This window comes from Micromonospora ferruginea, from assembly GCF_013694245.2.
Taxonomy (GTDB): domain Bacteria; phylum Actinomycetota; class Actinomycetes; order Mycobacteriales; family Micromonosporaceae; genus Micromonospora; species Micromonospora robiginosa.
The window spans coordinates 2,423,601-2,448,822 of the sequence record NZ_CP059322.2 but is presented as its reverse complement, the minus strand read 5'-3'; the positions used below and the strand labels follow the sequence as shown (position 1 = coordinate 2,448,822).

2 protein-coding genes are annotated in these 25,222 nt (G+C 77.0%); both read left to right on the top strand.

The genetic code is table 11. The features are described from left to right. Positions 1-189: 189 nt before the first annotated feature. The gene (locus H1D33_RS10555; RefSeq protein ID WP_181568235.1) at positions 190-10,446 is read left to right on the top strand and encodes a type I polyketide synthase; all 10,257 of its coding nucleotides are present in this window, start codon (positions 190-192) and stop codon (positions 10,444-10,446) included. Continuing rightward, positions 10,443-25,199: a type I polyketide synthase gene (locus tag H1D33_RS10550; RefSeq protein ID WP_414685535.1), complete on the top strand. Its 14,757-nt coding sequence runs from the start codon at positions 10,443-10,445 to the stop codon at positions 25,197-25,199. The genes H1D33_RS10555 and H1D33_RS10550 overlap by 4 nt, the downstream gene beginning before the upstream one ends. The last annotated feature ends 23 nt before the right edge of the window (positions 25,200-25,222 follow it).

The window sequence follows — 25,222 nt, the reverse complement described above, 5'->3', positions numbered from 1 at the left end:
CCTGCGCACCTCGCGACGGCGTCCCTGCTAGGGGCGGCCCTAGGGGCGGCCTAGGGGTTGTGACGCCTCTCCGGCGGCAATTACCTTCCTCACCGTAAGTGAGACCTGGTGGGCGCCGGTCAACGCAATTCGTGATCGCGCCGAACGGTATTGGGTCGCCTGTTGTTCCGGCCCGAAAAGGTGGCGCTGATGGCGACTGAGGACACCCTCCGGGAATATCTGAAATGGATGACCGCCGACCTGCACCAGACCCGGCGGAAGCTCGGCGAGTTGGAAACCGCGCAGCGCGAGCCCATCGCCGTCGTCGGCATCGGCTGCCGGTTCCCCGGCGGGGTGCGCTCGCCGGAGGACCTGTGGCGGCTGGTCGACAGCGGCACCGACGCGGTCTCCGCGTTCCCCACCGACCGTGGCTGGGACCTGGAGCGGCTCATCCACCCGGACCCCGACCACCCCGGCACCTCCTACGTCGGTGAGGGCGGCTTCCTCGACTCGGCCACCGAGTTCGACGCCGGCTTCTTCGGCATCTCGCCCCGCGAGGCGCTGGGCATGGACCCGCAGCAGCGGCTGCTGCTCGAGACGTCGTGGGAGGCGTTCGAGCACGCCGGCATCGACCCGGCGACGCTGCGCGGCCACCAGGTCGGCGTGTTCGCCAGCACCACCGGTCAGGACTACGCGGCGCTGCTCCAGTCGCCCCCGCCCGGCGTCGAGGGGTACGTGCTCACCGGCACCGCCGCCAGCGTGGTCTCCGGCCGCATCTCGTACGTGCTGGGCATCGAGGGACCGGCCGTCTCCGTCGACACCGCCTGCTCGTCCTCGCTGGTCGCGATGCACCTCGCCGGCCAGGCGCTGCGGCAGGGCGAGTGCACGCTCGCGCTCGCCGGCGGCGCCACCGTCATGTCCACGCCGGCCGCGTTCGTCGGGTTCAGCCGCCAGCGCGGGCTGGCCGCCGACGGCCGGGTCAAGGCGTTCGCCGCCGCCGCCGACGGCACCGCCTGGGGCGAGGGCGTCGGCGTGCTGCTGCTGGAACGGCTCTCCGACGCCCACCGCAACGGCCACCGGGTGCTCGCCGTGCTCCGGGGCAGCGCGGTCAACCAGGACGGCGCGTCCAACGGGCTCACCGCCCCCAACGGCCCCTCCCAGCAGCGGGTGGTGCTCCAGGCGCTGGCCAGCGCCCGGCTCGCCCCGGAGCAGGTCGACGCCGTGGAGGCGCACGGCACGGGCACCAACCTCGGCGACCCGATCGAGGCGACCGCGCTGCTCGCCACGTACGGGCAGGGCCGGCCGGCGGACCGGCCGCTGCGGCTCGGGTCGGTGAAGTCGAACATCGGCCACACCCAGGCCGCCGCCGGCGTCGCCGGCGTGATCAAGATGGTGATGGCGCTGCGCCACGGCCGGCTCCCGGCCACGCTGCACGTGGACGCGCCCACCCCGCACGTCGACTGGACCGCCGGCGCGGTGTCGCTGCTGAGCGAGCCGATGCCCTGGCCGGCGGGGGAGCAGCCCCGCCGGGCCGGGGTCTCCTCGTTCGGCATGAGCGGCACCAACGCCCACGTGATCGTCGAGGAGGCGCCGCCGATGCCGGATCCGGCCGCCGCCGAGCCGGCGACCCCGGACGCCGAGGCCGCCGCGTCGACCGCCGCCGTGCCGGTGGCCGGTCCGGTGCCGGTGGTGGCCGCCGGGCTGGTGCCGGTCCTGCTCTCCGCGCGCGACGCCGCCGGGCTGGCCGCCCAGGCCGCCCGCTGGGCCGACTGGCTCGACACCGCCGACCCCGCTGACACCGCCGACACCGCCAGCACCGCCGGCCCGGACGCGTCACTGGCCGACATCGGCTGGTCCTCGGTCACCACCCGGGGCGCGCTCGACCACCGGGCCGTCGTCCTCGCGCCGGATCGCGACACGCTGCGCGACGGCCTCCGTGCCCTGGCCGCCGGCGACGCCGCGTCCGGCCTGGTCACCGGTGCCGGACCGGGCGGCGGGCAGGTGGCGTTCCTGTTCAGCGGGCAGGGCGCGCAGCGCGCCGGGATGGGCCGGGATCTGGCCGTCGCGTTCCCCGCCTACGCGGACGCGCTCGCCGAGGTCTGCCGTGAACTCGACCGGCACCTGCCCCGCCCGCTCGGGCCGATCCTGGCCGCCGAACCCGGCACCGCTGACGCCGCGCTGCTCGACCGGACCGAGTACACCCAGGTCGCGCTCTTCGCCGTCGAGGTGGCGCTGTGCCGGCTGCTGGACTCGTGGGGCGTCCGGCCGGACCTGCTCGCCGGCCACTCCGTCGGCGAGATCGTCGCCGCGCACGTGGCCGGCGTGTTCAGCCTCGCCGACGCCGCCACACTGGTCGCCGCGCGCGGGCGACTCATGCAGGAGTTGCCGGCCGGCGGCGCGATGCTCTCCGTGGCCGCCGCGCCGGCCGACGTCCAGGCGCTCCTCGCCGGCGTCGACGGGCCGATCGGCGTCGCCGCCGTCAACGGGCCGGCCGCCGTCGTGGTCTCCGGCGCCGGCGACGCGATCGCCGAGGTCGAGCGCCGCGCCGCCACCCAGGGGGTACGCACCAAGCGCCTCACCGTCAGCCACGCGTTCCACAGCCCGCTGACGGAGCCGATGCTCGCCGCGTTCGCCGCCGTGGTGGAACGGCTGGAGCGGCACGCGCCGACGCTGCCGATCGTGTCCAACCTGACCGGCGAGCCGGTCGACCCGGACGAGATCCGCACCCCGGAGTACTGGGTGCGGCACGTCCGGGAGACGGTCCGCTTCGCCGACGGCGTGACCCGGCTGCGCGCGCTCGGCGCCGGCACGTTCCTGGAGGTCGGGCCGAGCGGCGTGCTGACCGCGCTGACCCGGGAGCTGACCGGCCCGGACGCCACCGCCGTGGCGCTGCTGCGTCGCGACCGGCCGGAACCGGAGGCGCTGCTCACCGCGCTCGCCGACCTGCACGTCGCCGGCGTCCCGGTCGGCTGGCGGGAGCTGTTCGCCGGCGTCGACCCGCACCGGGTCCGGCTGCCCGGGTACGCGTTCCACCGCCAGCGCTTCTGGCCCGAGCCGCCGGCCGCCGCGCCCGCCGCCGAGGGAAGCGGCGCGGACGCCGAGTTCTGGGCCGCCGTGGAACGCGCCGACGTGGACGCGCTGCGCGACCAACTCGGCGCCACCACCGACGACGACCCGGTGGCGGCGCTGCGTCAGGCGTTGCCGGTGCTCTCCGCCTGGCGTCGCGGCCGGCACGACCGCTCCGTGGTGGACGGCTGGTCGTACCAGGTGCGGTGGCAACCGGTGGCGGTCGCCGAGGGTGACCGGCCGGCGGGCCGCTGGTTGGTGCTGCTGCCCGCGGACACCCCTCCCGGCTGGGCCGACGACCTGCCGGCGCTCGTCGACGACGCGACCGTGCTGCGCCTCGGCGCCGACGACCTGGACCGGGCCGCGCTCGCCGACCGGCTGCGCGCCGCGGTCGGCGACGCGCCGGTGGCCGGTGTGCTGCACCTGGTCGCCGGCCAGGACCGGCTGCTGTCCGAGCACCCCGGCGTCAGCGTCGCCGCCGCCACCACGCTGGTGCTGCTCCAGGCGCTGACCGACCTCGACCTGACCGCGCCCGTCTGGTGCCTGACCAGCGGCGCGGTCAAGGCCGGACCGGCCGACCGGCTCACCGACCCGGTGCAGAACCTGGTCTGGGGCCTCGGCCGGGCCGCCGCCGTGGAGCAGCCGCACCGGTGGGGCGGCCTGATCGACCTGCCGGCCACGCCCGACGACGCGGTCCGCCGCCGCCTCGCCGCGGTGCTCGCCGGCGGCAGCGGCGAGGACCAGGTCGCGGTCCGCGCCGGCGGCGTCTGGGGTCGGCGGCTCGTCCCCGCCCCCGCGCCGGAACGGCCGGCCGGTGACCGGTGGGCCGACGCCACCGTGCTGGTCACCGGCGGCACCGGCGCGCTCGGCGGCCACGTCACCCGCTGGCTGCTGGACCGGGGCGCCCGGCGGGTCGTGCTGGCCGGCCGGCGCGGCCCCGACACCCCCGGCCTGGCCCCACTGCTCGCCGAACACGGCGCCGACGGGCGGGTCACCGCCGCCGCCTGCGACATGACCGACCGTACGGCGGTCGCCGCGCTGCTGGACTCGCTGCCGGACCTGACCGCGGTGGTGCACGCCGCCGGCACCGACCAGCTCACCCCGCTGACCGGCACCACGCTCGACGAGTTCGCGCACGTCGTCGCCGGCAAGGTGCTCGGCGCGCTGCACCTCGACGAGTGCCTCGCCGACCGGCCGCTCGCCGCGTTCCTGCTCTTCTCCTCCGTCTCCGGCACCTGGGGCAGCGCCGGGCAGTGCGCGTACGGCGCGGGCAACTCGCTGCTCGACGCGCTCGCCGTGCACCGCCGCGACCGGGGCCTCACCGCCACCGCCGTGGCCTGGACCGCGTGGGGCGGGGCCGACGGCATGGCCGCGAAGAACACCGCCACCGAGCAACTGCACCGGATGGGCCTGCCCACCATCGACCCGGCGCGGGCCCTGGTGGCGCTGGACCGGGCGCTGGACCGGCCCACCGCCGGTGTCACCGTCGCCGACGTCGACTGGAGCCGCTTCCACCCGGCGTTCACCCTCGCCCGACCCAGCCCGCTGCTGTCCGAACTGCCGCAGGTCCGCGCGCTGGCCGAGGCCGAGGCGGCCCGGGACGCCGCCGCGCCGGCCGGCGTCACCGAGGCGCTGCGCCCCCTGGCCGGCCGGCCCGAGGCCGACCAGGAACGGGAGCTGCTGCGCCTGGTCGACGAGCAGACCGCCCGGGTCCTCGGCCACGCCACCGCCGACGACCTGCGCGGGCGGCCGTTCAAGGACCTCGGCTTCGACTCGCTGACCGCGGTGGACCTGCGGACCCGGCTGAACGAGGCGACCGGCCTGCGACTGCCGTCCACGCTGGTCTTCGACCACCCCACCCCGGCCGAGCTGGCCCGGCACCTGCGGGTCACCGCGTTCGGCGCGGACACCGCCGCGCCGGCCCTACCGACGGTCACCGCCGGCGCGGACGAACCGATCGCGGTGGTCGGCATGGCCTGCCGCTACCCGGGCGGCGTGGACGGCCCGGAGGAGCTGTGGCGCCTCGTCGCCGACGGGGTCGACGCGATCGGCGGGTTCCCCACCGACCGGGGCTGGGCGGTGCCCGCGCCGGACAGCGGCTACACGCCGGCCGGCGGGTTCCTGCCCGAGGCGACCGGCTTCGACCCGGCGTTCTTCGGCATCTCGCCCCGCGAGGCACTGGCCATGGACCCGCAGCAGCGGCTCACCCTGGAGTCGGCCTGGGAGGTGCTGGAGCGCGCCGGGGTGGACCCGACCGGCCTGGCCGGCAGCCGTACCGGGGTGTTCGTCGGCGCGTCCACCTCCGGCTACGGCACCGGGCTGACCGAGGTGCCGGAGGGCACCGAGGGCTATCTGATGACCGGCGGCGCGCACAGCGTCATCTCCGGGCGGGTCGCCTACACGTTGGGGCTGGAGGGGCCGGCGGTCACCGTGGACACCGCCTGCTCGTCGTCGCTCGTTGCGCTGCACCTGGCCGGGGAGTCGCTGCGCCGGGGCGAGTGCGACCTGGCGCTCGCCGGCGGCGTCGCGGTGATGGCCACCCCGGACACGTTCGCCGAGTTCTCCCGCCAGGGCGGGCTGGCCGCCGACGGGCGGTGCAAGTCGTTCGCCGCCGCCGCCGACGGCACCGGCTGGTCCGAGGGCGTCGGCATGCTGCTGGTGGAACGGCTCTCCGACGCCCGCCGCAACGGCCACCGGGTGCTCGCGCTGGTCCGCGGCTCGGCCGTCAACTCCGACGGCGCGTCGAACGGGTTGACCGCGCCGAACGGTCCGTCGCAGCAGCGGGTGATCCGGGCCGCGCTGGCGGACGCCGGGCTGTCCACGTCGGACGTCGACGTGGTGGAGGCGCACGGCACCGGCACCACGCTGGGTGACCCGATCGAGGCGCAGGCGGTGCTGGCCACGTACGGGCAGGGGCGGGCGGAACCGCTGCTGCTCGGGTCGATCAAGTCGAACATGGGTCACGCGCAGGCCGCCGCCGGGGTCGCCGGCGTGATCAAGATGATTCTCGCGATGCGGCACGCGACCGTGCCGGCCACGCTGCACGTGGACGCGCCGTCGCCGCACATCGACTGGGACGCCGGGGCGGTGGAGCTGGTCACCGAGCCGCGTGCGTGGCCGGCGGTGGACCGTCCGCGCCGGGCGGCGGTGTCGTCGTTCGGCATCTCCGGCACCAACGCCCACGTGGTCATCGAGGCGCCCGACGAGCCTGCCCCCGCGACCATGGTCACCGACCGGCCCGACGCGTCGGGACTGGTGCGGACCGACGCGGTGCTCTGGCCGCTGTCCGCCCGCTCGACCGTCGCCCTCGCCGGCCAGGCGGGTCGACTCGCCCGGCACGTCCGCGCGCACCCGGACCAGCCGTCCGCCGCGCTGGCCTGGTCCCTCGCCACCACCCGCGCCGCGCTCGACCAGCGCGCCGCGATCGTGGGCGCCGACCGGGACGAGCTGCTGGCCGGCCTGGACGCGCTGGCGTCCGGTGTGCCCGCGGCGAACCTCGTGACCGGCGCCGGCGTCGAGCACGGCCCGGGGCCGGTGTTCGTGTTCCCGGGTCAGGGTGGTCAGTCGGTGCGGATGGCGGCCGGTCTGGTGGGTCGGTGTGCGCCGTTCGACGGGCGGTTGGCGGAGTGTCAGCGGGCGTTCGCGCCGTTCCTGGACGTGGATCTGGTGTCGGTGTTGACCGGTGAGGACGCCGGCTGGCTGGACCGGGTCGAGATCCTGCAGCCGGTCCTGTTCGCGGTCGGGGTGTCCCTGGCGGAGGTGTGGCGGGCCGCCGGCGTGGAGCCGTCGCTGGTGATCGGCCACTCACAGGGGGAGATGGCCGCCGCCTGTGTGGCCGGGGTGCTGTCGCTCGACGACGCGGCGAGGGCGGTGATCCTGCGGGCGCGGTCCCTGGCCGCCCTCGCCGGAACCGGCGGGATGTTGGCGGTGGACCTGCCCGAGCAGGAGGTGGCGGCGCGGATCGAGGGTGTGGCGGGCACGGTGGTGGCGGTGCTCAACGGTCCCGGTCACGTGGTCGTCTCCGGTCCGCCCGAGACGCTCGCCGAGCTGCGCGAGCGGTGGGAGGGCGAGGGGGTGCGGGCCAGGCCGGTGCCGTTCGACTATGCCTCGCACAACCCGGCGGTGGAGCGGATCCGGGAGCGGATGCTCGCCGACCTCGCCGGGTTGTCGCCGCAGCCGGGTCAGGTCCGGATGGTGTCCACGGTGACCGGGGACTGGGCCGACCCGGAGAGCATGGACGGGGAGTACTGGTACACGAACCTGCGGCAGCCGGTGCGCTTCGAGCAGGCGGTGCGCACCGCCCTCGCCGCCGGGCACACCACGTTCGTGGAGGTGTCCGCGCATCCGGTGTTGACCATGCCGGTGACGGCGATCCTCGACGACGCCGACACCACCGGGCACACGCTGTCCACGCTGCGCCGGGGTGACGACGACCCGACCCGGCTGTTGACCAGCCTCGCGGTCGCGCACACCATCGGCCTGCCCGTCGACCTGACCGCCGTGCTCACCCCCACCGACACGGTCGACCTGCCCACCTACCCGTTCGCGCGGGACCGGTACTGGCTGGCGCGCGGCGGCTCCGGCCCGGCCGGCCTGCCCGCCGCCGGCCTCGACCCGGTCGACCACCCGCTGCTGCACGCCGTCGCCGACCTGCCCGGCGACGAGGGCCTGCTGTTCACCGGCCGGCTCACCCTCGCCACCCACCCCTGGCTGGCCGACCACGCCGTGCTCGGCACCGTCCTGCTCCCCGGCACCGCGCTGGTCGAGCTGGCGTCCTGGAGCGGACGCGCCGTCGACACCGCCCACGTCACCGAGCTGGTCCTGGAAGCGCCGCTCGTCGTCCCGCCCACCGGCGGCGTCGACCTGCGGGTCCGCGTCGGCGCCGTGGACGACGACGGCTGCCGGCCGGTCACCGTCCACTCCCACCTCGACGACGGCGACACGCCGGGCGCCGGCCGCACCTGGCAGCGACACGCCACCGGCGTGCTCGCCCCCACCCGCCCGGTCACCGTGGCCGCCGGCGGGGCCTGGCCGCCCGCCGACGCCGAACCCATCCCGCTGGACGCGCTCTACCCGCACCTCACCGCGCAGGGCTACGGCTACGGCCCGACGTTCCAGGCGCTGCGCGCCGCCTGGCGCAGCGGCGACGACCTCCTCGCCGAGGTGGCGCTCGACACCGACGCGCCCGCCGACCCGTTCACGCTGCACCCGGCGCTGCTCGACGCCGCGCTGCACGCCATCGGCGCCGACGCGCTCCACCGCGCCGCCCCCACCACCGACACCGACGGGGAGACGGCGGCCGGACCGGGCCTGCCGTTCTCCTGGACCGGGCTCGCGATCCAGCCCACCCGGGCCCGGGAACTGCGGGTCCGGCTCACCCCCACCGAGGGCGCGGTCGCCGCCACCGTCACCGACACCGGCGGCGTGCCGGTCGCCTCCCTCGACGCGCTCGTGCTGCGCCCGATCAGCGCCGACCAGTTCGACACCGCCCGCCGCACGGCCGCCCGGTCGCTGCACCGGCTCGACTGGATCACCCCCGAACCGGGCGACCGCCGCCCGGCCCGCCTCGTCGTGCTCGGCGACGCCGACGGGTGGCCCGGCGTCGAGGCGTACCGCGACCTGGACGACCTGGTCGCGGCCGTGACCGGCGGCGCGGCCCGGCCCGACGCGGTCGTCGCCGCCGTCACCGGGCAGCGCGCCGACGAGCCCGACCCGGCCCGCGCCGCGCACCTGCTCACCCACGAGACGCTGGCGCTGGCGCAGGACTGGCTCACCCGCGAACCACTCGCCGGTACGCCGCTGGTCGTGGTCACCCGGGGCGCGGTCCCCGCCGACCCCGCCGACCGGCCGACCGACCTGCCGGCCGCCGCCGCGTGGGGGCTGATCCGGTCCGCCCAGTCCGAGAACCCGGGCCGCTTCGTGCTGCTCGACCTCGACGACGACCCCCGCTCCACGGTGGCGCTGCCGGCCGCGCTCGGCACCGGCGAACCGCAGCTCGCGCTGCGCGCCGGGCAGATCCGGGTGCCCCGGCTGGTCCGCCTCGGCCCGCCGCCGGAGCGGCCCGAACCGGACCTGTCCGCCGGCACCGTGCTGGTCACCGGCGCCACCGGTGCGCTCGGCCGCCTCGTCGCCCGCCACCTGGTCACCCGGCACGGCGTGCCGCGCCTGCTGCTGGCCAGCCGCAGCGGCCCGGACGCGCCCGGCGCGGCCGACCTGGCCGCCGAGCTGACCGCGCTCGGCGCCGCCGCGCAGGTCGTCGCCGTCGACGTCAGCGACCGGGACGCGCTCGCCGTGCTGCTCGACGAGATCCCCGCCGACCGGCCGCTGGTCGGCGTGGTGCACGCCGCCGGTGTCCTCGACGACGGTGTGCTGCCGGCGCTCACCCCGGCCCGGTTCGACACCGTCCTCGCGCCCAAGGCGGACGCCGCCTGGCACCTGCACGAGCTGACCGAGAAGCTGGACCTGGCCGCGTTCGTGCTGTTCTCCTCCTCCGCCGGCCTGTTCGGCGGGCCCGGCCAGGCCAACCACGCCGCCGCGAACGCGTTCCTCGACGGGCTCGCCCACCACCGCCGGGCGCGCGGCCTCGCCGTCACGTCCATGGCCTGGGGGCCGTGGGCCAACCCCGACGAGCCCGGCGGGCCGCGGGGCCACGTCGACGAGCGGCGGATGAGCCGGGCCGGCTTCCGCCCGCTCGGCCCCGACGAGGGCATGGCGCTGTTCAGCGAGGGACTGCGCCACGACGAACCGGCGATCGCCCCGGTCAGCCTCGACCACGCGGTGCTCGGCCGGCTCGGCCCGGCGCTGCCCCGGCTGCTGCACGGCCTGGTCCGCACCGCCGGCACCGGCCCGGCCGCGAGCCCGGCCGGCGACGTCGCGGCGGCGCTGCGCGACACGCTCGCCGCCACCGCCGAGGCGGACCGCGACCGGGTGCTCTCCGACCTGGTCCGCACGCACGCGGCGGCGGTGCTCGGCTACGCCTCGATCCGTGACGTGGACGCCGAGAAGGGCTTCGTCGAGCTGGGCTTCGACTCGCTCACCGCGGTCGAGTTCCGCAACCGGCTCAGCGCCGCCACCGGGCTGCGCCTGCCGTCCACGCTGATCTACGACCGGCCCACCACCGCCGCCATGGTCACGCACCTGCGCGGCGCGCTGCTCGCCGAGCGGAGCACCTCCGCGCTGTCCGTGCTCGGCGAGCTGAACAAGCTGGAGACCGCGATGCGCGCCATCGCCGACGACGACACCGACCGCGCCGCCGTCGCCGTCCGGCTGCGCGAGCTGCTGTCGCTCTGGACGTACGCCGACGGCGGCGCCGACGACCCCGCCGCCGGCGACGGCAACCTCAGCTCCGCCAGCGCCGAGGAACTGTTCCACCTTCTCGACGACGAACTCGGAACCGCCTGAGATGCCCCGGACCTCTGATCCCGATACGGAGCGCCCCGATGCCCACTGAGGCAGAGTTCCTCGACTACCTCCGCCGCGCCACCACCGACCTGCGGGAGGCGCGGCGGCGCGTCCGCGAGGTGGAGGCCAAGGACCGCGAGCCGATGGCGATCGTGGGCATGGCGTGCCGCTACCCGGGCGGCGTGCACGGCCCGGACGAGCTGTGGCAACTCGTCGCCGACGGCCGCGACGGGGTGGGGGACTTCCCGACCGACCGGGGCTGGGACCTGGACCGGCTGTTCTCCGTCGACCCGGACAACCCGGGCACGTCGTACACCGACAAGGGTGGCTTCCTCTACGAGGCCACCGAGTTCGACCCGGCGTTCTTCGGCATCTCGCCGCGCGAGGCGCTCGCCATGGACCCGCAGCAGCGGCTGCTGCTGGAGAGTACCTGGGAGACGTTCGAGTCCGCCGGACTGGACCCGCACCGGCTGCGCGGCAGCCGGACCGGCGTGTTCGCCGGCGTGATGTACCACGACTACGCCTCCCGGGTGCTGGACCTGCCGGAGGGCGTGGAGGGCTACCTCGGCACCGGCAACTCCGGCAGCGTGGTGTCCGGGCGGGTCGCGTACACGTTCGGGTTGGAAGGCCCGGCCGTCACCATCGACACCGCGTGCTCCTCGTCGCTGGTCGCCGTGCACCTCGCCGTGCAGGCGCTGCGCCAGCGCGACTGCGACCTGGCCCTCGCCGGCGGCGTCACCGTGCTCTCCACGCCCGGCGTCTTCGCCGAGTTCTCCCGCCAGCGCGGGCTGGCCGGCGACGGGCGGTGCAAGTCGTTCGCCGCCGCCGCCGACGGCACCGGCTGGGCCGAGGGCGTCGGCATGCTGCTGCTGCAACGCCTCTCCGACGCGCAACGCGACGGCCGCCGCATCCACGGCGTCATCCGGGGCAGCGCGGTCAACCAGGACGGCGCCAGCAGCGGCCTGACCACCCCGAACGGCCCCAGCCAGGAACGCGTCATCCGGCAGGCCCTCGCGAACGCGCGGCTGTCCCCGGCCGACGTGGACGTGGTCGAGGCGCACGGCACCGGCACCACGCTCGGCGACCCGATCGAGGCGCAGGCGCTGCTCGCCACGTACGGGCAGGACCGCGACGGGCGCGACCCGCTCTGGCTCGGCTCGGTGAAGTCGAACCTCGGGCACACCCAGGCGGCGGCCGGCGCGGCCGGCATCATCAAGATGGTCCAGGCGATGCGGCACGGCGTGCTGCCCCGCACGCTGCACGTCGACGAGCCGTCCCCGCACATCGACTGGTCGGCCGGCGCGGTCACCCTGCTCACCGAGGCGCGGCCCTGGCCGGAGTCGGACCGGCCCCGCCGGGCGGCGGTGTCGTCGTTCGGCATCAGCGGCACCAACGCGCACGTCATCGTCGAGCAACCGCCGGCCGTCGAGGAGCCCGAGGACGCACCCGGCACGCCGCCGCCGCTGGCGCCGGTGCTGCTGTCCGCCCGCGACCCCGAGGCGCTCGCCGCGCAGGCCCGCCGCTGGGCCGACCACGTGGCCGCCGACGCCCGGCCGGTCGACTGGGCCGCCGCCGCCCGCCGTCGCGCCAACCTGGACGCGCGGGCCGTGGTGCTCGCCGCCGACCGCGACGAGCTGCTCGCCGGGCTGCGCGCGCTCGCCGACGGTGAACCCACCCCGACCGTGGTCACCGGTGCCGCCGCGCCGCGCGGCCGGGTCGCGTTCCTCTTCTCCGGGCAGGGCGCGCAACGCGCCGGCATGGGCCGCGACCTGTACGACGCGTACCCGGTCTTCGCCGCCGCGCTGGACGAGGTGTGCGCGCACCTCGACCCGCTGCTGCCGCAGCCGCTGAAGCCGGTGCTGTTCGGTGACGGCGACCTGCTGGACCAGACCCAGTTCACCCAGGCCGGGCTGTTCGCCGTCGAGGTGGCCCTGCACCGCCTGGCCCGCTCGTTCGGGCTGACCCCGGACTACCTCGTCGGCCACTCCATCGGCGAGCTGGCCGCCGCGCACGTCGCCGGCGTGCTGTCGCTGGCGCACGCCGCCCGGCTGGTCGCCGCGCGCGGCCGGCTCATGCAGGCGCTGCCCGCCGGTGGCGCCATGCTCGCCGTGGCCGCCGCCGAGACGGACGTGACCGCGTCGCTGGCCGGCGTCCCCGGCCGGGCCGGCATCGCCGCCGTCAACGGGCCCGCCGCGGTGGTGGTCTCCGGCGACGCCGAGGCGATCGACGCGCTCGCCGCGCACTGGACCGACCGGGGTACGCCCACCCACCGGCTGCGGGTCAGCCACGCATTCCACAGCGCGCTGATGGAACCGATGCTCGCCGAGTTCGCCTCGGTCGCCGCCGGCCTCGACTACGCCCCGCCCACCGTGCCGATCGTGTCGAACCTGACCGGCCGGATCGCCGAGCCGGCCGAGATCACCACCGCCGACTACTGGGTCCGGCACGTCCGCGAGGCGGTGCGCTTCGCCGACGCGGTAGACCGGCTCGCCGAGGCCGGCGTCGGCACGTACGTCGAACTCGGGCCCAGCGGCGTGCTCACCGCGATGGCCGAGGGCGCCCTCGCCGACCCGGCGGCCGTGCTGGTGCCGCTGGTGCGCAAGGACCGCGTCGAACCCCGCGCCGTGCTGGAGGCGCTGGCCCGGCTGCACACCGCCGGCCTGACCGTCGACTGGGACGCCCTGCTCGCCGACGCCGGCGCCCACCCGGTCGCGCTGCCCACGTACGCGTTCCAGCACGAGCGGTACTGGCTGGAGCCGGTCGGCCGGCTCGCCGACGTCTCCGGCGCCGGCCTCGGCGCGGCCGGGCACCCGCTGCTGGGCGCCGCCGTCTCCGTGGCCGGCGAGGACATGGTGCTGCTCACCGGCCGGCTGTCCACCGGCACCCACCCCTGGCTGGCCGACCACACCGTCGGCGACGTGGTGGTGCTGCCCGGCGCCGCGCTCGTCGAGCTGGTGGTCCGGGCCGGCGACGAGGTCGGCGTGTCCCGGCTGCGCGAACTGGCCATCGCCGCGCCGCTGGTGCTGCCCGCGTCCGGCGGCGTGCGGGTGCAGGTGCGGGTCGGCCCGGCCGACGAGGCGGGCGCCCGCGCGGTGACCGTGCACGCCCAGGCCGAGGACGACCCGGAGGCCGGCTGGGTGCGGCACGCCGAGGGCGTGCTCGAACCGGCCGTCGCCGACGAGCCCGGCCTGCCGGCCTGGCCGCCGACCACCGCCGTCGAGGTCGACCTGGACGACTGGTACCCGACGCTGGCCGGGCACGGCCTGGCGTACGGGCCGGCGTTCCGGGGCCTGCGCCGCGCCTGGACCGGCGACGGCGAGGTGTACGCCGAGGTCGCGCTCCCCGAGGAGGTCGCCGGCGGCGGGACCGGCTTCGCGGTGCACCCGGCGCTGCTGGACGCCGCGCTGCACCCGATCGGGCTGCTGCTCGCCGCCGAGGGCGGCGGCCCCCGGGTGCCGTTCGCCTTCGAGGGCGTGCAGGTGCACGCCGTCGGCGCCACCGCGCTGCGGGTCCGGCTCTCCCGTGACGGCGGGGCGGTGCGCCTGGTCGCCGCCGACGACGCCGGTGCGCCGGTCGTGTCGGTGGACACCCTGGTGCTGCGCGAGATGACTGGCCTGACCGCGCCGGGCGCGGCGGCCCGGTCCCTGTTCGAGGTGTCCTGGCAGCCGGAGCCGGTGCCGCCGGTGGACGACCTGGCCGGCTGGGCGGTGCTCGGCGCGCCCGTGGGTGGGCTCCCGTCGTACCCGGACGTGCCGGCCGCCGCCGACGCGGGGGAGGACGTGCCGCACACGCTGGTGCTGCCGGTCGCCGCGCCGTCCGGGGTGGACGTGCCGGACGCGGTGCGGGTGACCGCGTCGGACGTGTTGGCGGTGGTGCAGGCGTGGTTGGCGGCGGAGTCGCTTGCCGAGTCGCGGTTGGTGGTGGTGACGCGGGGTGCGGTGGCGGCGGTGGACGGGGACCGGGTCGTCGATCTGGCGGGTGCGGCGGTGTGGGGTCTGCTGCGGTCGGCGCAGTCGGAGCATCCGGAGCGGATCGTGGTGGCCGATCTGGACCGGGATGTCGATGCCGGTGCGTTGTCGGTGCTGGCGGGTGTGCTGGGTGACCTGCCGGGCACCGGTGGGCAGGTGGCGGTGCGCGGCGACGTCGTGCTGACGCCGCGCCTGGTGCGCGCCGCGCCCGCCACGGCGGGTGCCGATGCTGGTGGCGTGGTCGGTGCCGGGACGGTGCTGGTCACCGGCGGCACCGGGGCGCTCGGCGCGCTGGTCGCGGAGCGTCTGGTCACCGGTCATGGGGTGCGGTCGCTGGTGTTGGTGTCGCGGCAGGGTCCCGCCGCGCCGGGTGCGGACGCGCTGGTGGAGCGGTTGTCCGGGTTGGGCGCGTCGGTGTCGGTGGCGGCCTGCGACGTGACCGATCGGGATCAGGTCGTTCGACTGGTGGCGGGTGTCGAGGGTCGGTTGGCCGGGGTGGTGCACACGGCCGGTGTGTTGGACGACGGGGTGGTGTCGTCGATCAGTGCGGAGCGGTTGGCGAACGTACTCGCGCCGAAGGTGACCGCGGCGTGGTGGTTGCACGAGGTGACCCGGGACCTCGATCTGGATCTGTTCGTGGTGTTCTCGTCCGTCGCCGGGGTGCTCGGCTCGCCGGGTCAGGCCGCGTACGCCGCCGCGAACGGCGTGCTCGACGCGCTCGCCACGCAGCGCCGGCAGGACGGACTGCCGGCGGTCAGCCTGGCCTGGGGCATGTGGGACACCGAGGGCATGGCCGCGTCCCAGTCCGACGTCGACCGGGCCCGCTCCACCCGCGCCGGCCTCGGCGCCCTGAGCCCCGCGGTCGGCCTGGAGCTGTTCGACACCGCGCTGACCGCCGGGCGGGCCGTGCTCGTGCCGGCCGTCATCGACGTACCGGCGATGCGGGCCCAGATCGTCGGCGGCCGGGTGCCGTCCCTGCTGCGCGCGCTGCTCGGCCCGGTCACCACCCGCCGCCAGGCCGGGCGCGGCAACTGGGCCGACCGTCTCGCCGGCCTCGACCCGCAGGAGGCCCGCGACCAGGTCGACGCGCTGGTCCGCGGCCTGGTGGCGCAGGTGCTCGGCCACGGCGGCGCGGATTCGGTGCCGACCGACCGGGCGTTCCGGGAACTCGGCTTCGACTCGCTGACCGCTGTCGACCTGCGCAATCGGGTCAACGCGGCCACCGGGCTGCGGCTGCCGTCCACGCTGGTCTTCGACTACCCGACCCCGCAGATCCTGGCCGGCCAGGTGTACGCCGAACTCGCCGGCGCCCGCGCCGACACCACCGGCGCCCCCGAGGCGGCGGCCACCACCGGCCTGGACGAGCCGGTCGCGATCGTCGGCATGGCCTGCCGCTACCCGGGCGGGGTGGAGAACCCGGAGCAGCTCTGGGAGCTGCTGGCCGCCGGCGGCGACGGCATCGCCGAGTTCCCCGCCGACCGGGGCTGGGACCTGGAGTCGCTGTTCGACCCGGACCCCGACCGCAGCGGCACCTCCTACACCCGGCACGGCGGCTTCCTCTACGGGGCGCCCGAGTTCGACCCCGGCTTCTTCGGCATCAGCCCGCGCGAGGCCCTGGCCATGGACCCGCAGCAGCGGCTGCTGCTGGAGACGTCGTGGGAGGCGTTCGAGTCCGCCGGCCTCGACCCGGCCGGGCTGCGCGGCTCCCGGACCGGCGTGTTCGCCGGCGTCATGTACCACGACTACGCGTCGCGCCTGATGGAGCTGCCCGCCGAGGTGGAGGGCTACATCGGCACCGGCACCTCCGCCAGCGTGCTCTCCGGCCGGGTCGCCTATTCGTTCGGGCTGGAAGGTCCCGCCGTCACCGTCGACACCGCCTGCTCGTCGTCGCTGGTGGCGCTGCACCTGGCGGTGCAGGCGTTGCGGTCCGGGGAGTGCGACCTGGCGCTCGCCGGTGGCGTGACGGTGATGGCGACGCCCGGCACGTTCATCGAGTTCTCCCGGCAGCGGGGCCTGTCCCCGGACGGCCGATGCAAGTCGTTCGCCGCGTCCGCCGACGGCACCGGCTGGGGTGAGGGCACCGGCGTGCTGCTGGTGCAGCGACTCGCCGACGCCCAACGCGAGGGCCGCCGCGTCCTGGCCGTCGTGCGGGGCAGCGCCGTCAACCAGGACGGCGCGTCGAACGGCCTGACCGCGCCGAACGGGCCGTCACAGCAGCGCGTCATCCGGCAGGCCCTGGCGAACGCGCGGTTGACCACGTCGGACGTGGACGCCGTCGAGGCGCACGGCACCGGCACCACGCTCGGCGACCCGATCGAGGCGCAGGCGCTGCTCGCCACGTACGGGCAGGACCGGGACACGCCGCTGCTGCTCGGCTCGGTCAAGTCGAACATCGGTCACACCCAGGCCGCCGCCGGGGTCGCCGGGATCATCAAGATGGTCCTCGCCATGCGCCACGGCATCGTCCCGCCGACGCTGCACGTGGACGAGCCGTCCCCGCACGTCGACTGGACCGCCGGCGCGATCACCCTGGCCACCGCCCCGACCCCCTGGCCCGACCGGGACCGCCCCCGGCGCGCGGGCGTGTCGTCGTTCGGCATCTCCGGCACCAACGCCCACGTCATCCTGGAACACGCGCCCGCGCCGGCCGCCCCGGCCGAGTTCCGACCCGGCGCCGCCGTCGACGCCGGCGTCATCCCGTTCGCGCTCTCCGCCGCCGACCGGGCCGCGCTGCCCGACCAGGCCGTCCGGCTGCGCGCCCACCTCGAGGCGTACCCCGAGTTCGCGCCCGTCGAGGTGGCCCACGCGCTCACCAGCAGCCGGGCGTCCTTCCCGCACCGCGCCGTCGTGCTCGGCCGGGACGCCGACGAGCTGACCCGCGGCCTCACCGCGCTGGCCGACGGCGAGACCGTGCCGACCGTGGTCACCGGGACCGCGCTGCGCAACCCGGCGCCCGTCTTCGTCTTCTCCGGCCACGGCGGCCACTGGCCCGGCATGGCCGTCGACCTGCTGGACACCTCGCCGGTCTTCGCCGCCTCCGTCGCCGAGTGCGAGGCCGTCCTCGCGCCCTGGGTCGACTGGTCGCTGACCGACGTGCTGCGCGGCGCCGACGGCGCGCCGCCGCTGGTCGCCTCCGGCGTCGTGCAGCCCACGCTCTGGGCCGTGATGGTCTCCCTGGCCCGGCTGTGGCGGTCCCTCGGCGTCCGCCCGGGCGCCGTGGTCGGGCACTCCCAGGGCGAGATCGCCGCCGCCTGCGTGGCCGGCGCGCTCTCCCTCGAGGACGCCGCCCGGATCGTCGCGCTGCGCAGCCAGGTGCTCGCCGACATCGCCGGCCGGGGCGCCATGGCCTCGATCGGGCTGCCCGCCGAACGGGTCGAGCGGATGCTCGACCGCTGGTCCGGCCGGCTCTGCCTGGCGGTGGTCAACGGACCCGGCTCGGTCGTCGTCGCCGGCGACCCGGACGCGCTCGCCGAACTGGTCGCCGCCTGCGCCGCCGACGACGTGCGGGTCCGCCCGCTCGACGTCGACTACGCCTCCCACTCGCCGCACGTCGAACCGGTCGCCGACCGGCTCCTGGCCAGCCTCGCCGGGATCACCGCCCGCCCGGCCGAGGTGCCGTTCTACTCCGCGCTCACCGGCCGGCCCACCGACACCACCACGCTCGACGCCGACTACTGGTACCGCAACCTCCGCCAGACGGTGAACTTCGAGCAGGCGGTACGGACCCTGCTCGCCGACGGCCACCAGGTGTTCCTGGAGATCGGCCCGCACCCGGTGCTCAGCTTCGGCATGCAGGAGACCATCGACGACGCCGAGCACGACGCCGCCGTGGTCAACACGCTGCGCCGCGACGCCGGCGGCTGGCCGCGCATGCTCACCGCGCTCGCCGAACTGCACACCCACGGCGTCGGCGTGGACTGGGCCGCGGTCTGCGGCGTCCGCGTCGCCGCGTCCGTGCCGCTGCCCACGTACGCGTTCCACCGGCAGCGCTACTGGCCCGAGTCGCCGGTGCGCACCGGCCCGGTCGCGGCCGTCGAGGACCAGGCCGACAGGCAGTTCTGGGACGCCGTCGAACGCGCCGATGCGGACGCGCTCGCCGCCACCCTCGCCGTCGACGGCAGCGACGCGCGGGCGCTCGGCGAGGCGCTGCCGCTGCTCACCGAGTGGCGGCAACGCCGCCGCGACGAGTCCACCGTGGACGCCTGGCGCTACCGAGTGCGCTGGACGCCGCTCACCGCCGCGACCGCCGCCCGGCTGACCGGCACCTGGCTGCTCGTCGCCCCCGCCGCGTACGCCGGTGACCCGCTCGTCGGTCAGGTCGTCGCCGCGCTCGGCGAGGCCGGCGCCGGCGTCGTACCGGTCACCGTCGACGACCCGGACCGGGCGATGCTCGCCGACCGGCTCGCCGGCCTGGACACCGGCGCGTTCACCGGCGTGCTGTCCCTGCTCGCGCTGGACGAGACCGGCCACCCGGACCGTCCGGTCGTGCCCGCCGGGCTCGCCGGCACGCTCGCGCTGACGCAGGCCCTCGGCGACGCCGGCTGTGCCGCGCCGCTGTGGTGCGCCACCCGGGGCGCGGTCACCACCGGCCGCGCCGACCCCCTCGACCACCCCGGGCAGGCCCTGGTCTGGGGCCTCGGCCGGGTCGCCGCGCTGGAACACCCGGACCGCTGGGGCGGTCTGGTCGACCTGCCCGCCGTGCTGGACCGGCGCGCCCGGGGCCGGCTCGCGGTCGTGCTGGCCGGCGTCGGGGACGAGGACCAGCTCGCGGTCCGCCCCTCCGGGCTGTTCGGCCGTCGGCTCGCCCGCGCCGGCGGCGACACCCCGACCGATGCCACCGGCTGGCGGCCCGCCGGCACGGTCCTGGTCACCGGCGGTCTCGGCTCGCTCGGCGCGCACATCGCGCGCTGGCTGGCCACCGAGGGCGCGGACCACCTGGTGCTCACCGGCCGGCAGGGCCCGGCCACGCCCGGCGCGGCCGAGTTGGAGGCGGAGCTGACCGCGCTCGGCGCCCGGGTCACGGTGGCCGCCTGCGACGTCGCCGACCTCGACTCGCTGCGCGGCCTCGTCGAGCGGCTCGCCGGGCAGGACGTCCGGATCGACGCGGTCTTCCACGCCGCCGGCGTCGCGCACGCCGGCCCGCTCGACGGCACCGACCTCGCCGCGCTCGCCGACGGCCTGCACGCCAAGGTGGCCGGCGCGGTCAACCTCGACCGGACGTTCGGCGCCGACGTCGACGCGTTCGTGCTGTTCTCCTCCGGCGCGGGCGTCTGGGGCGGCGGCCTGCAGGGCGGTTACGCCGCCGGCAACGCGTTCCTCGACGCGCTCGCCGAGGACCGCCGCCGGCGCGGTCTTCGCGCCACCGCCGTGGCCTGGGGCGCCTGGGACGGCGGCGGCATGATGGACACCGAGGGCGCCGCCGACCAGATGTTCCGCTCCGGCGTCCGGCCGATGCGCCCCGACCTGGCCGTCGCCGTGCTCGCCCGGGCGCTCGCCGAGGACGACACCACGCTCGCCGTCGCGGACATCGCCTGGGACCGGTTCCACCAGACGTACGCGCTGGCCCGCCCGCGCCCGCTGATCGAGGATCTGCCCGAGGTGGCCCGGCTGCTCGCCGCCACCCGCGCCGACGACGAGCCGGCCGAGGCGTCGCCGCTGCGCGGCCGGCTCGCCGGGCTGGCCGAGCCGGACCGCCGCCGCGCCCTGCTGGAACTGGTCCGCAGCAACGCCGCCGCGGTGCTCGGACACGCCTCCGCCGAGGCGGTCGGCGCGGACCGGCCGTTCCGGGACATCGGCTTCGACTCGCTCAGCGCGGTGGAGATGCGCAACCGGATCGCCGAGGCGGTCGGGCTGCGGCTGCCCGCCACGCTGGTCTTCGACCGGCCCACCCCGGCACTGCTCGCCGGCTGGCTGGCCGACCGGATCCTCGGCGTCACCGACGCGGCGCCCGCGCCCACCCGGGCCGTGGCCGCGCTCGACGAGCCGATCGCGGTGGTGGCGATGAGCTGCCGCTACCCGGGTGGCGTGGACAGCCCGGAGGAGTTCTGGCGGCTGGTCGCCGAGGGCCGCGACGCGATCGGCCCGTTCCCCGCCGACCGGGGCTGGGACCTCGACGCCATCTACGACCCCGACCCGGACACGCCCGGCACCTCGTACGCCCGGGAGGGCGGCTTCGTCACCGACGTCGGTGGCTTCGACGCCGGCCTGTTCGGCATCTCACCCCGCGAGGCGCTGGTGATGGACCCGCAGCAGCGCCTGCTGCTGGAGACCGGCTGGGAGCTGTTCGAGCGGGCCGGACTGGCCCCGGCCGACATGCGGGAGAGCAGCACCGGCGTCTTCGTCGGCACCAACGGGCAGGACTACGCCACGCTGCTGATGGCCGCCCGCGCCGACACCGAGGGCTACCAGGCCACCGGCAACGCGGCGGCGGTGGTCTCCGGCCGGCTGTCCTACACGTTCGGCCTGCAGGGCCCCGCCGTCACGGTGGACACCGCCTGCTCGTCGTCGCTGGTCGCGCTGCACCTCGCGGTGCAGGCGCTGCGGGCCGGCGAGTGCGACCTCGCGATGGCCGGCGGCGTCACCGTGATGGCCACCCCCGGCCCGTTCCTGGAGTTCGCCAGGCAACGCGGCCTGGCCGCCGACGGCCGCTGCAAGTCGTTCGCCGGCGCGGCCGACGGCACCGGCTGGGGTGAGGGCGCCGGGCTGGTGCTGCTGCAACGGCTCTCCGACGCCCGCCGCGACGGCCGGCCGGTGCTGGCCGTGGTCCGCGGCTCGGCGGTCAACCAGGACGGCGCGAGCAACGGACTGACCGCCCCCAACGGGCCCGCCCAGCAGCGGGTCATCCGGCAGGCCCTCGCCAACGCCGGGCTCGCCCCGGCCGACGTGGACGCGGTCGACGGGCACGGCACCGGCACCCGCCTCGGCGACCCGATCGAGGCCCAGGCGCTGCTCGCCACGTACGGGCAGGACCGCCCCGCCGACCGCCCGCTGCTGCTCGGCTCGGTCAAGTCCAACATCGGCCACACCCAGGCCGCGGCCGGCGTCTCCGGCGTGATCAAGATGGTCCTGGCGCTCCAGCACGGCCAGCTCCCGCCCACCCTGCACGTCGACGAGCCCACCCCGCACGTCGACTGGTCCGACGGCGGCGTCGCCCTGCTCACCGAGGCCCGCCCGTGGCCGGAAACCGACCGGCCGCGCCGCGCGGCGGTGTCCGCGTTCGGCGTCAGCGGCACCAACGCCCACGTCGTCCTGGAGGCGGCCCCGCCCGCCGACGACGCCCCGACCGAGCCGGAGCACACCGCGCCCGCACCGGCGCTGCCGCTGCTGCCCTGGCCGCTCTCCGCCGCCGACGACCAGGGACTGCGCGCGCAGGCCGCCCGCCTGGCCGCGACGGACCTCGACGACGAGGCCGCCGCGGTGGCGCGCACCCTCGCCACCGCCCGGTCCCACCTGCGGCACCGCGCGGTGCTGCTGGCCGCCGACCCGGACACCCGGTCGGCCGCGCTGCGCGCGCTGGCGGCGGGGGAGAGCCACCCCGCCCTGCACCGCGACGTCGCCGCGCCAGGCGGCACCCTGGCGATGATCTTCTCCGGCCAGGGCGCCCAGCACGCCGGCATGGGCCGCGAGCTGTACCAGGCGCTGCCCGCGTTCGCCGAGACGCTCGACGAGGTCTGCCAGCACCTCGACGCGCACCTGCCCCGCCCGCTGAAGAGCGTGCTCTTCGCGCCCGAGGGCAGCGACGAGGCCGCGCTGCTCGACCAGACCGCGTTCACCCAGGCCGGGCTGTTCGCCGTCGAGGTCGCGCTGCACCGGCAACTCGCCGACTGGGGCGTCCGCCCCGACCTGGTCGCCGGGCACTCCGTCGGCGAGATCACCGCCGCGCACGTCGCCGGCGTGCTCACCCTGCCGGACGCCTGCACGCTCGTCGGCCAGCGGGGCCGGCTCATGCAGGCGCTGCCGGCCGGCGGCGGGATGCTCGCCGTCGCCGCCGGGGAGACCGAGGTGACCGACGCGCTCGCCGGGCACGCCGACCGGGCCGCCGTCGCCGCGGTGAACGGCCCGACCGCCGTCGTGGTCGCCGGCGCCGACGACGCGCTGTCCGCGCTCGCCGAGCACTTCACCACCCTCGGCGTACGCACCAAGCGGCTCACCGTCAGCCACGCGTTCCACAGCCCGCTGATGGAGCCGATGCTGGCCGAGTTCGCCACCGTCGCCGCCGGCCTCGACTACGCCGCGCCGGTCGTGCCGCTGGTGTCCAACCTGACCGGCCGGGTCGCCGACGCCGACCTGATCCGCACCCCCGACTACTGGGTGCGGCACGTCCGGGAGGCGGTGCGCTTCGGCGACACCGTCACCCACCTGCGCGACCTGGGCGTCGGCACGCTGCTGGAGGTGGGCCCGGACACGGTGCTCACCGCGCTGGCCGCCGACGCGCTGCCGGACGGCGGCCCGCTGGTCACCGGCGTGCAACGCCCCGGCCGCGACGAGACCGCCACGCTGCTCGGCGCGCTGGCCCGGCTGCACTGCCACGGCGTGGCGGTGGACTGGGCGGCGGTGCTGCCCGACGCCGACCCGGTCGCGCTGCCCACGTACCCGTTCCGTCACCAGCGTTTCTGGCCGGTCGCCGACGGCGAGCTGGTCGGCGTCGCCGCGCCGGCCGACGCCGACCCGGTCGACGACGCGTTCTGGCAGGTCGTCACCGCCGGCGACGGCGACGCCCTCGCGGCCCGCTTCGGCGTCGACCCGGACCGGCCGCTGCGCGACCAGCTCCCCACGCTCGCCGACTGGCACCAGCGGCGGCGCGCCGACGCGGTCGCCGACGGTTGGCGCTACCGGATCACCTGGCCCCGGCGGCAGCTCACCGCCGGTCCCGCCGACGGGGACTGGCTGCTCGTCGTGCCCGGCGACGCCGCGGCCGGACCGGCGGAGCGGATCGCCGAGCTGATCGGCGCGCACGGCGGAACGGTCCGCACGCTCACCGTCGACCCGGCCGCCCTGACCCGCGCCGACCTGGCCGGGCACCTGCCGGACGGTCCCGGCCGGATCGTCTCGTTGCTGGCGTTGGACGAGCGCCCGCATCCGGCCCACCCGGGCGTGCCGGCCGGGCTCACCGGCAACCTCGCGCTGGTCCAGGCCGTCACCGACGTCGCGCCGACCGGGCCGTTGTGGCTGCTCACCCGGCAGGCCGTCGGCACCGGCCCCGGTGACCCGCTCACCCGACCGGACCAGGCCACCACCTGGGGGCTCGGCCTGGTCACCGCGCTGGAACACCCGGCGCACGCCGGCGGCCTGCTCGACCTGCCCGCCGACCTCGACACCGCCGCCGGGGACCACCTGCTGCGGGCGCTGACCAACACCGACGGCGAGGACCAGCTCGCGGTCCGCCCGGACGGGATCCACCTGCGCCGGCTGACCCGCGCGCCGCGCCCGGCCCGCCCGGACGGCCCGGCCTGGACCGCCCCGGACACCGTGCTCATCACCGGCGGGACCGGCGCCATCGGCCGGTACGCTGCCGCCTGGTTCGCCCGGCACGGCGCCCGAACGCTGATCCTGGTCAGCCGGCGCGGCCCGGACGCCCCCGGCGTCGCCGAGACGGTGGCCGAGCTGGCCGACCTCGGCGCGCGGGCCCGGGTGGTCGCCGCCGACCTCGCCGACCGCACCGCCGTCGCCGCGCTCGTCGACGGGCTGCGCGCCGACGGCGAGACGGTCCGGGCGGTGGTGCACGCCGCCGGCGTGGGCCGCCTCAACCCGCTGCGCGCGGTCACCACCGACGAACTGGCCGACGTGGTCTCCGGCAAGACCGCCGGCGCCCGTCACCTCGACGAGCTGCTCGACCCGGCGGCGCTGGACCTGGTCGTCTACTTCTCCTCCATCGCCGCCGCGTGGGGCGTCGGCGACCACGGCGCGTACGCCGCCGCCAACGCGTTCCTGGACGCCTGGGCGCAGGCCCGCCCGGCCGGCCCGGCCCGGGTGGTGTCGGTCAACTGGGGACCGTGGGCCGGCGGCGGCATGGTCGACGCCGACCACGCCGCCGCGATGAGCCGGCGGGGCGTCACGCTGCTCGACCGGGAACCGGCGATGGCCGCGCTGCGCGCCGCGATCTCCGGCGACGACACCGCGCTCACCGTCGCCGACGTGGACTGGGCGCGCTTCGCCCCGGTCTTCGCCGCCGCCCGGCCCCGGCCGCTGATCGGCGACCTGCCCGAGGTGGCGGCCCCGCCCGCCGGCGCCGACCCGGCCGACACCGGCGGCACGGAGACGCTCGCGGAGCTGCGCAAGCGCCTCGCCGACCTGACCGCAGCCGAGCAGAACCGGCTGCTGGTCGACCTGATCCGCACCGCCGCCGCCGAGGTGATCGGCCACGACAGCCCGTACGCCCTGGAGGCCGACCGGCCGTTCCGGGACCTCGGGTTCGACTCGCTGACCGCGGTGGAGCTGCGCGGCCGGCTGGCCCGGCTCACCGGCCTCGCGCCGGCCAGCTCGGTGGTGTTCGACTACCCCACCCCGCAGGCCCTCGCCGAGCACCTGCGTGCCCAGCTCGTCGACGAGTCCTCGGAGCGGGAACTGCCCACCGTGGAGGAACTGGACCGGCTGGAGGAGGCGCTCACCCTGCGGGAGCGCGACGACCTCGGCCGGGTGCGGATCACCATGCGGCTGCACCGGCTGCTGGAACGGCTCGGCGCGGACGAGCCGGCGGAACCCGGCGCCGAGGTGGCCGACCGGCTGCGCACGGCCAGCAACCAGGAGCTCTTCGACCTTCTCGACCGCGATCTCGGGTTGTCCTGAGGCACGCGTGGCACACCAGGGAG

Bases quoted from the DNA above. Each gene is read 5' to 3' on its own strand.
- H1D33_RS10555 (WP_181568235.1), top strand. From the start codon at position 190: ATGGCGACTGAGGACACCCTCCGGGAATATCTGAAATGGATGACCGCC.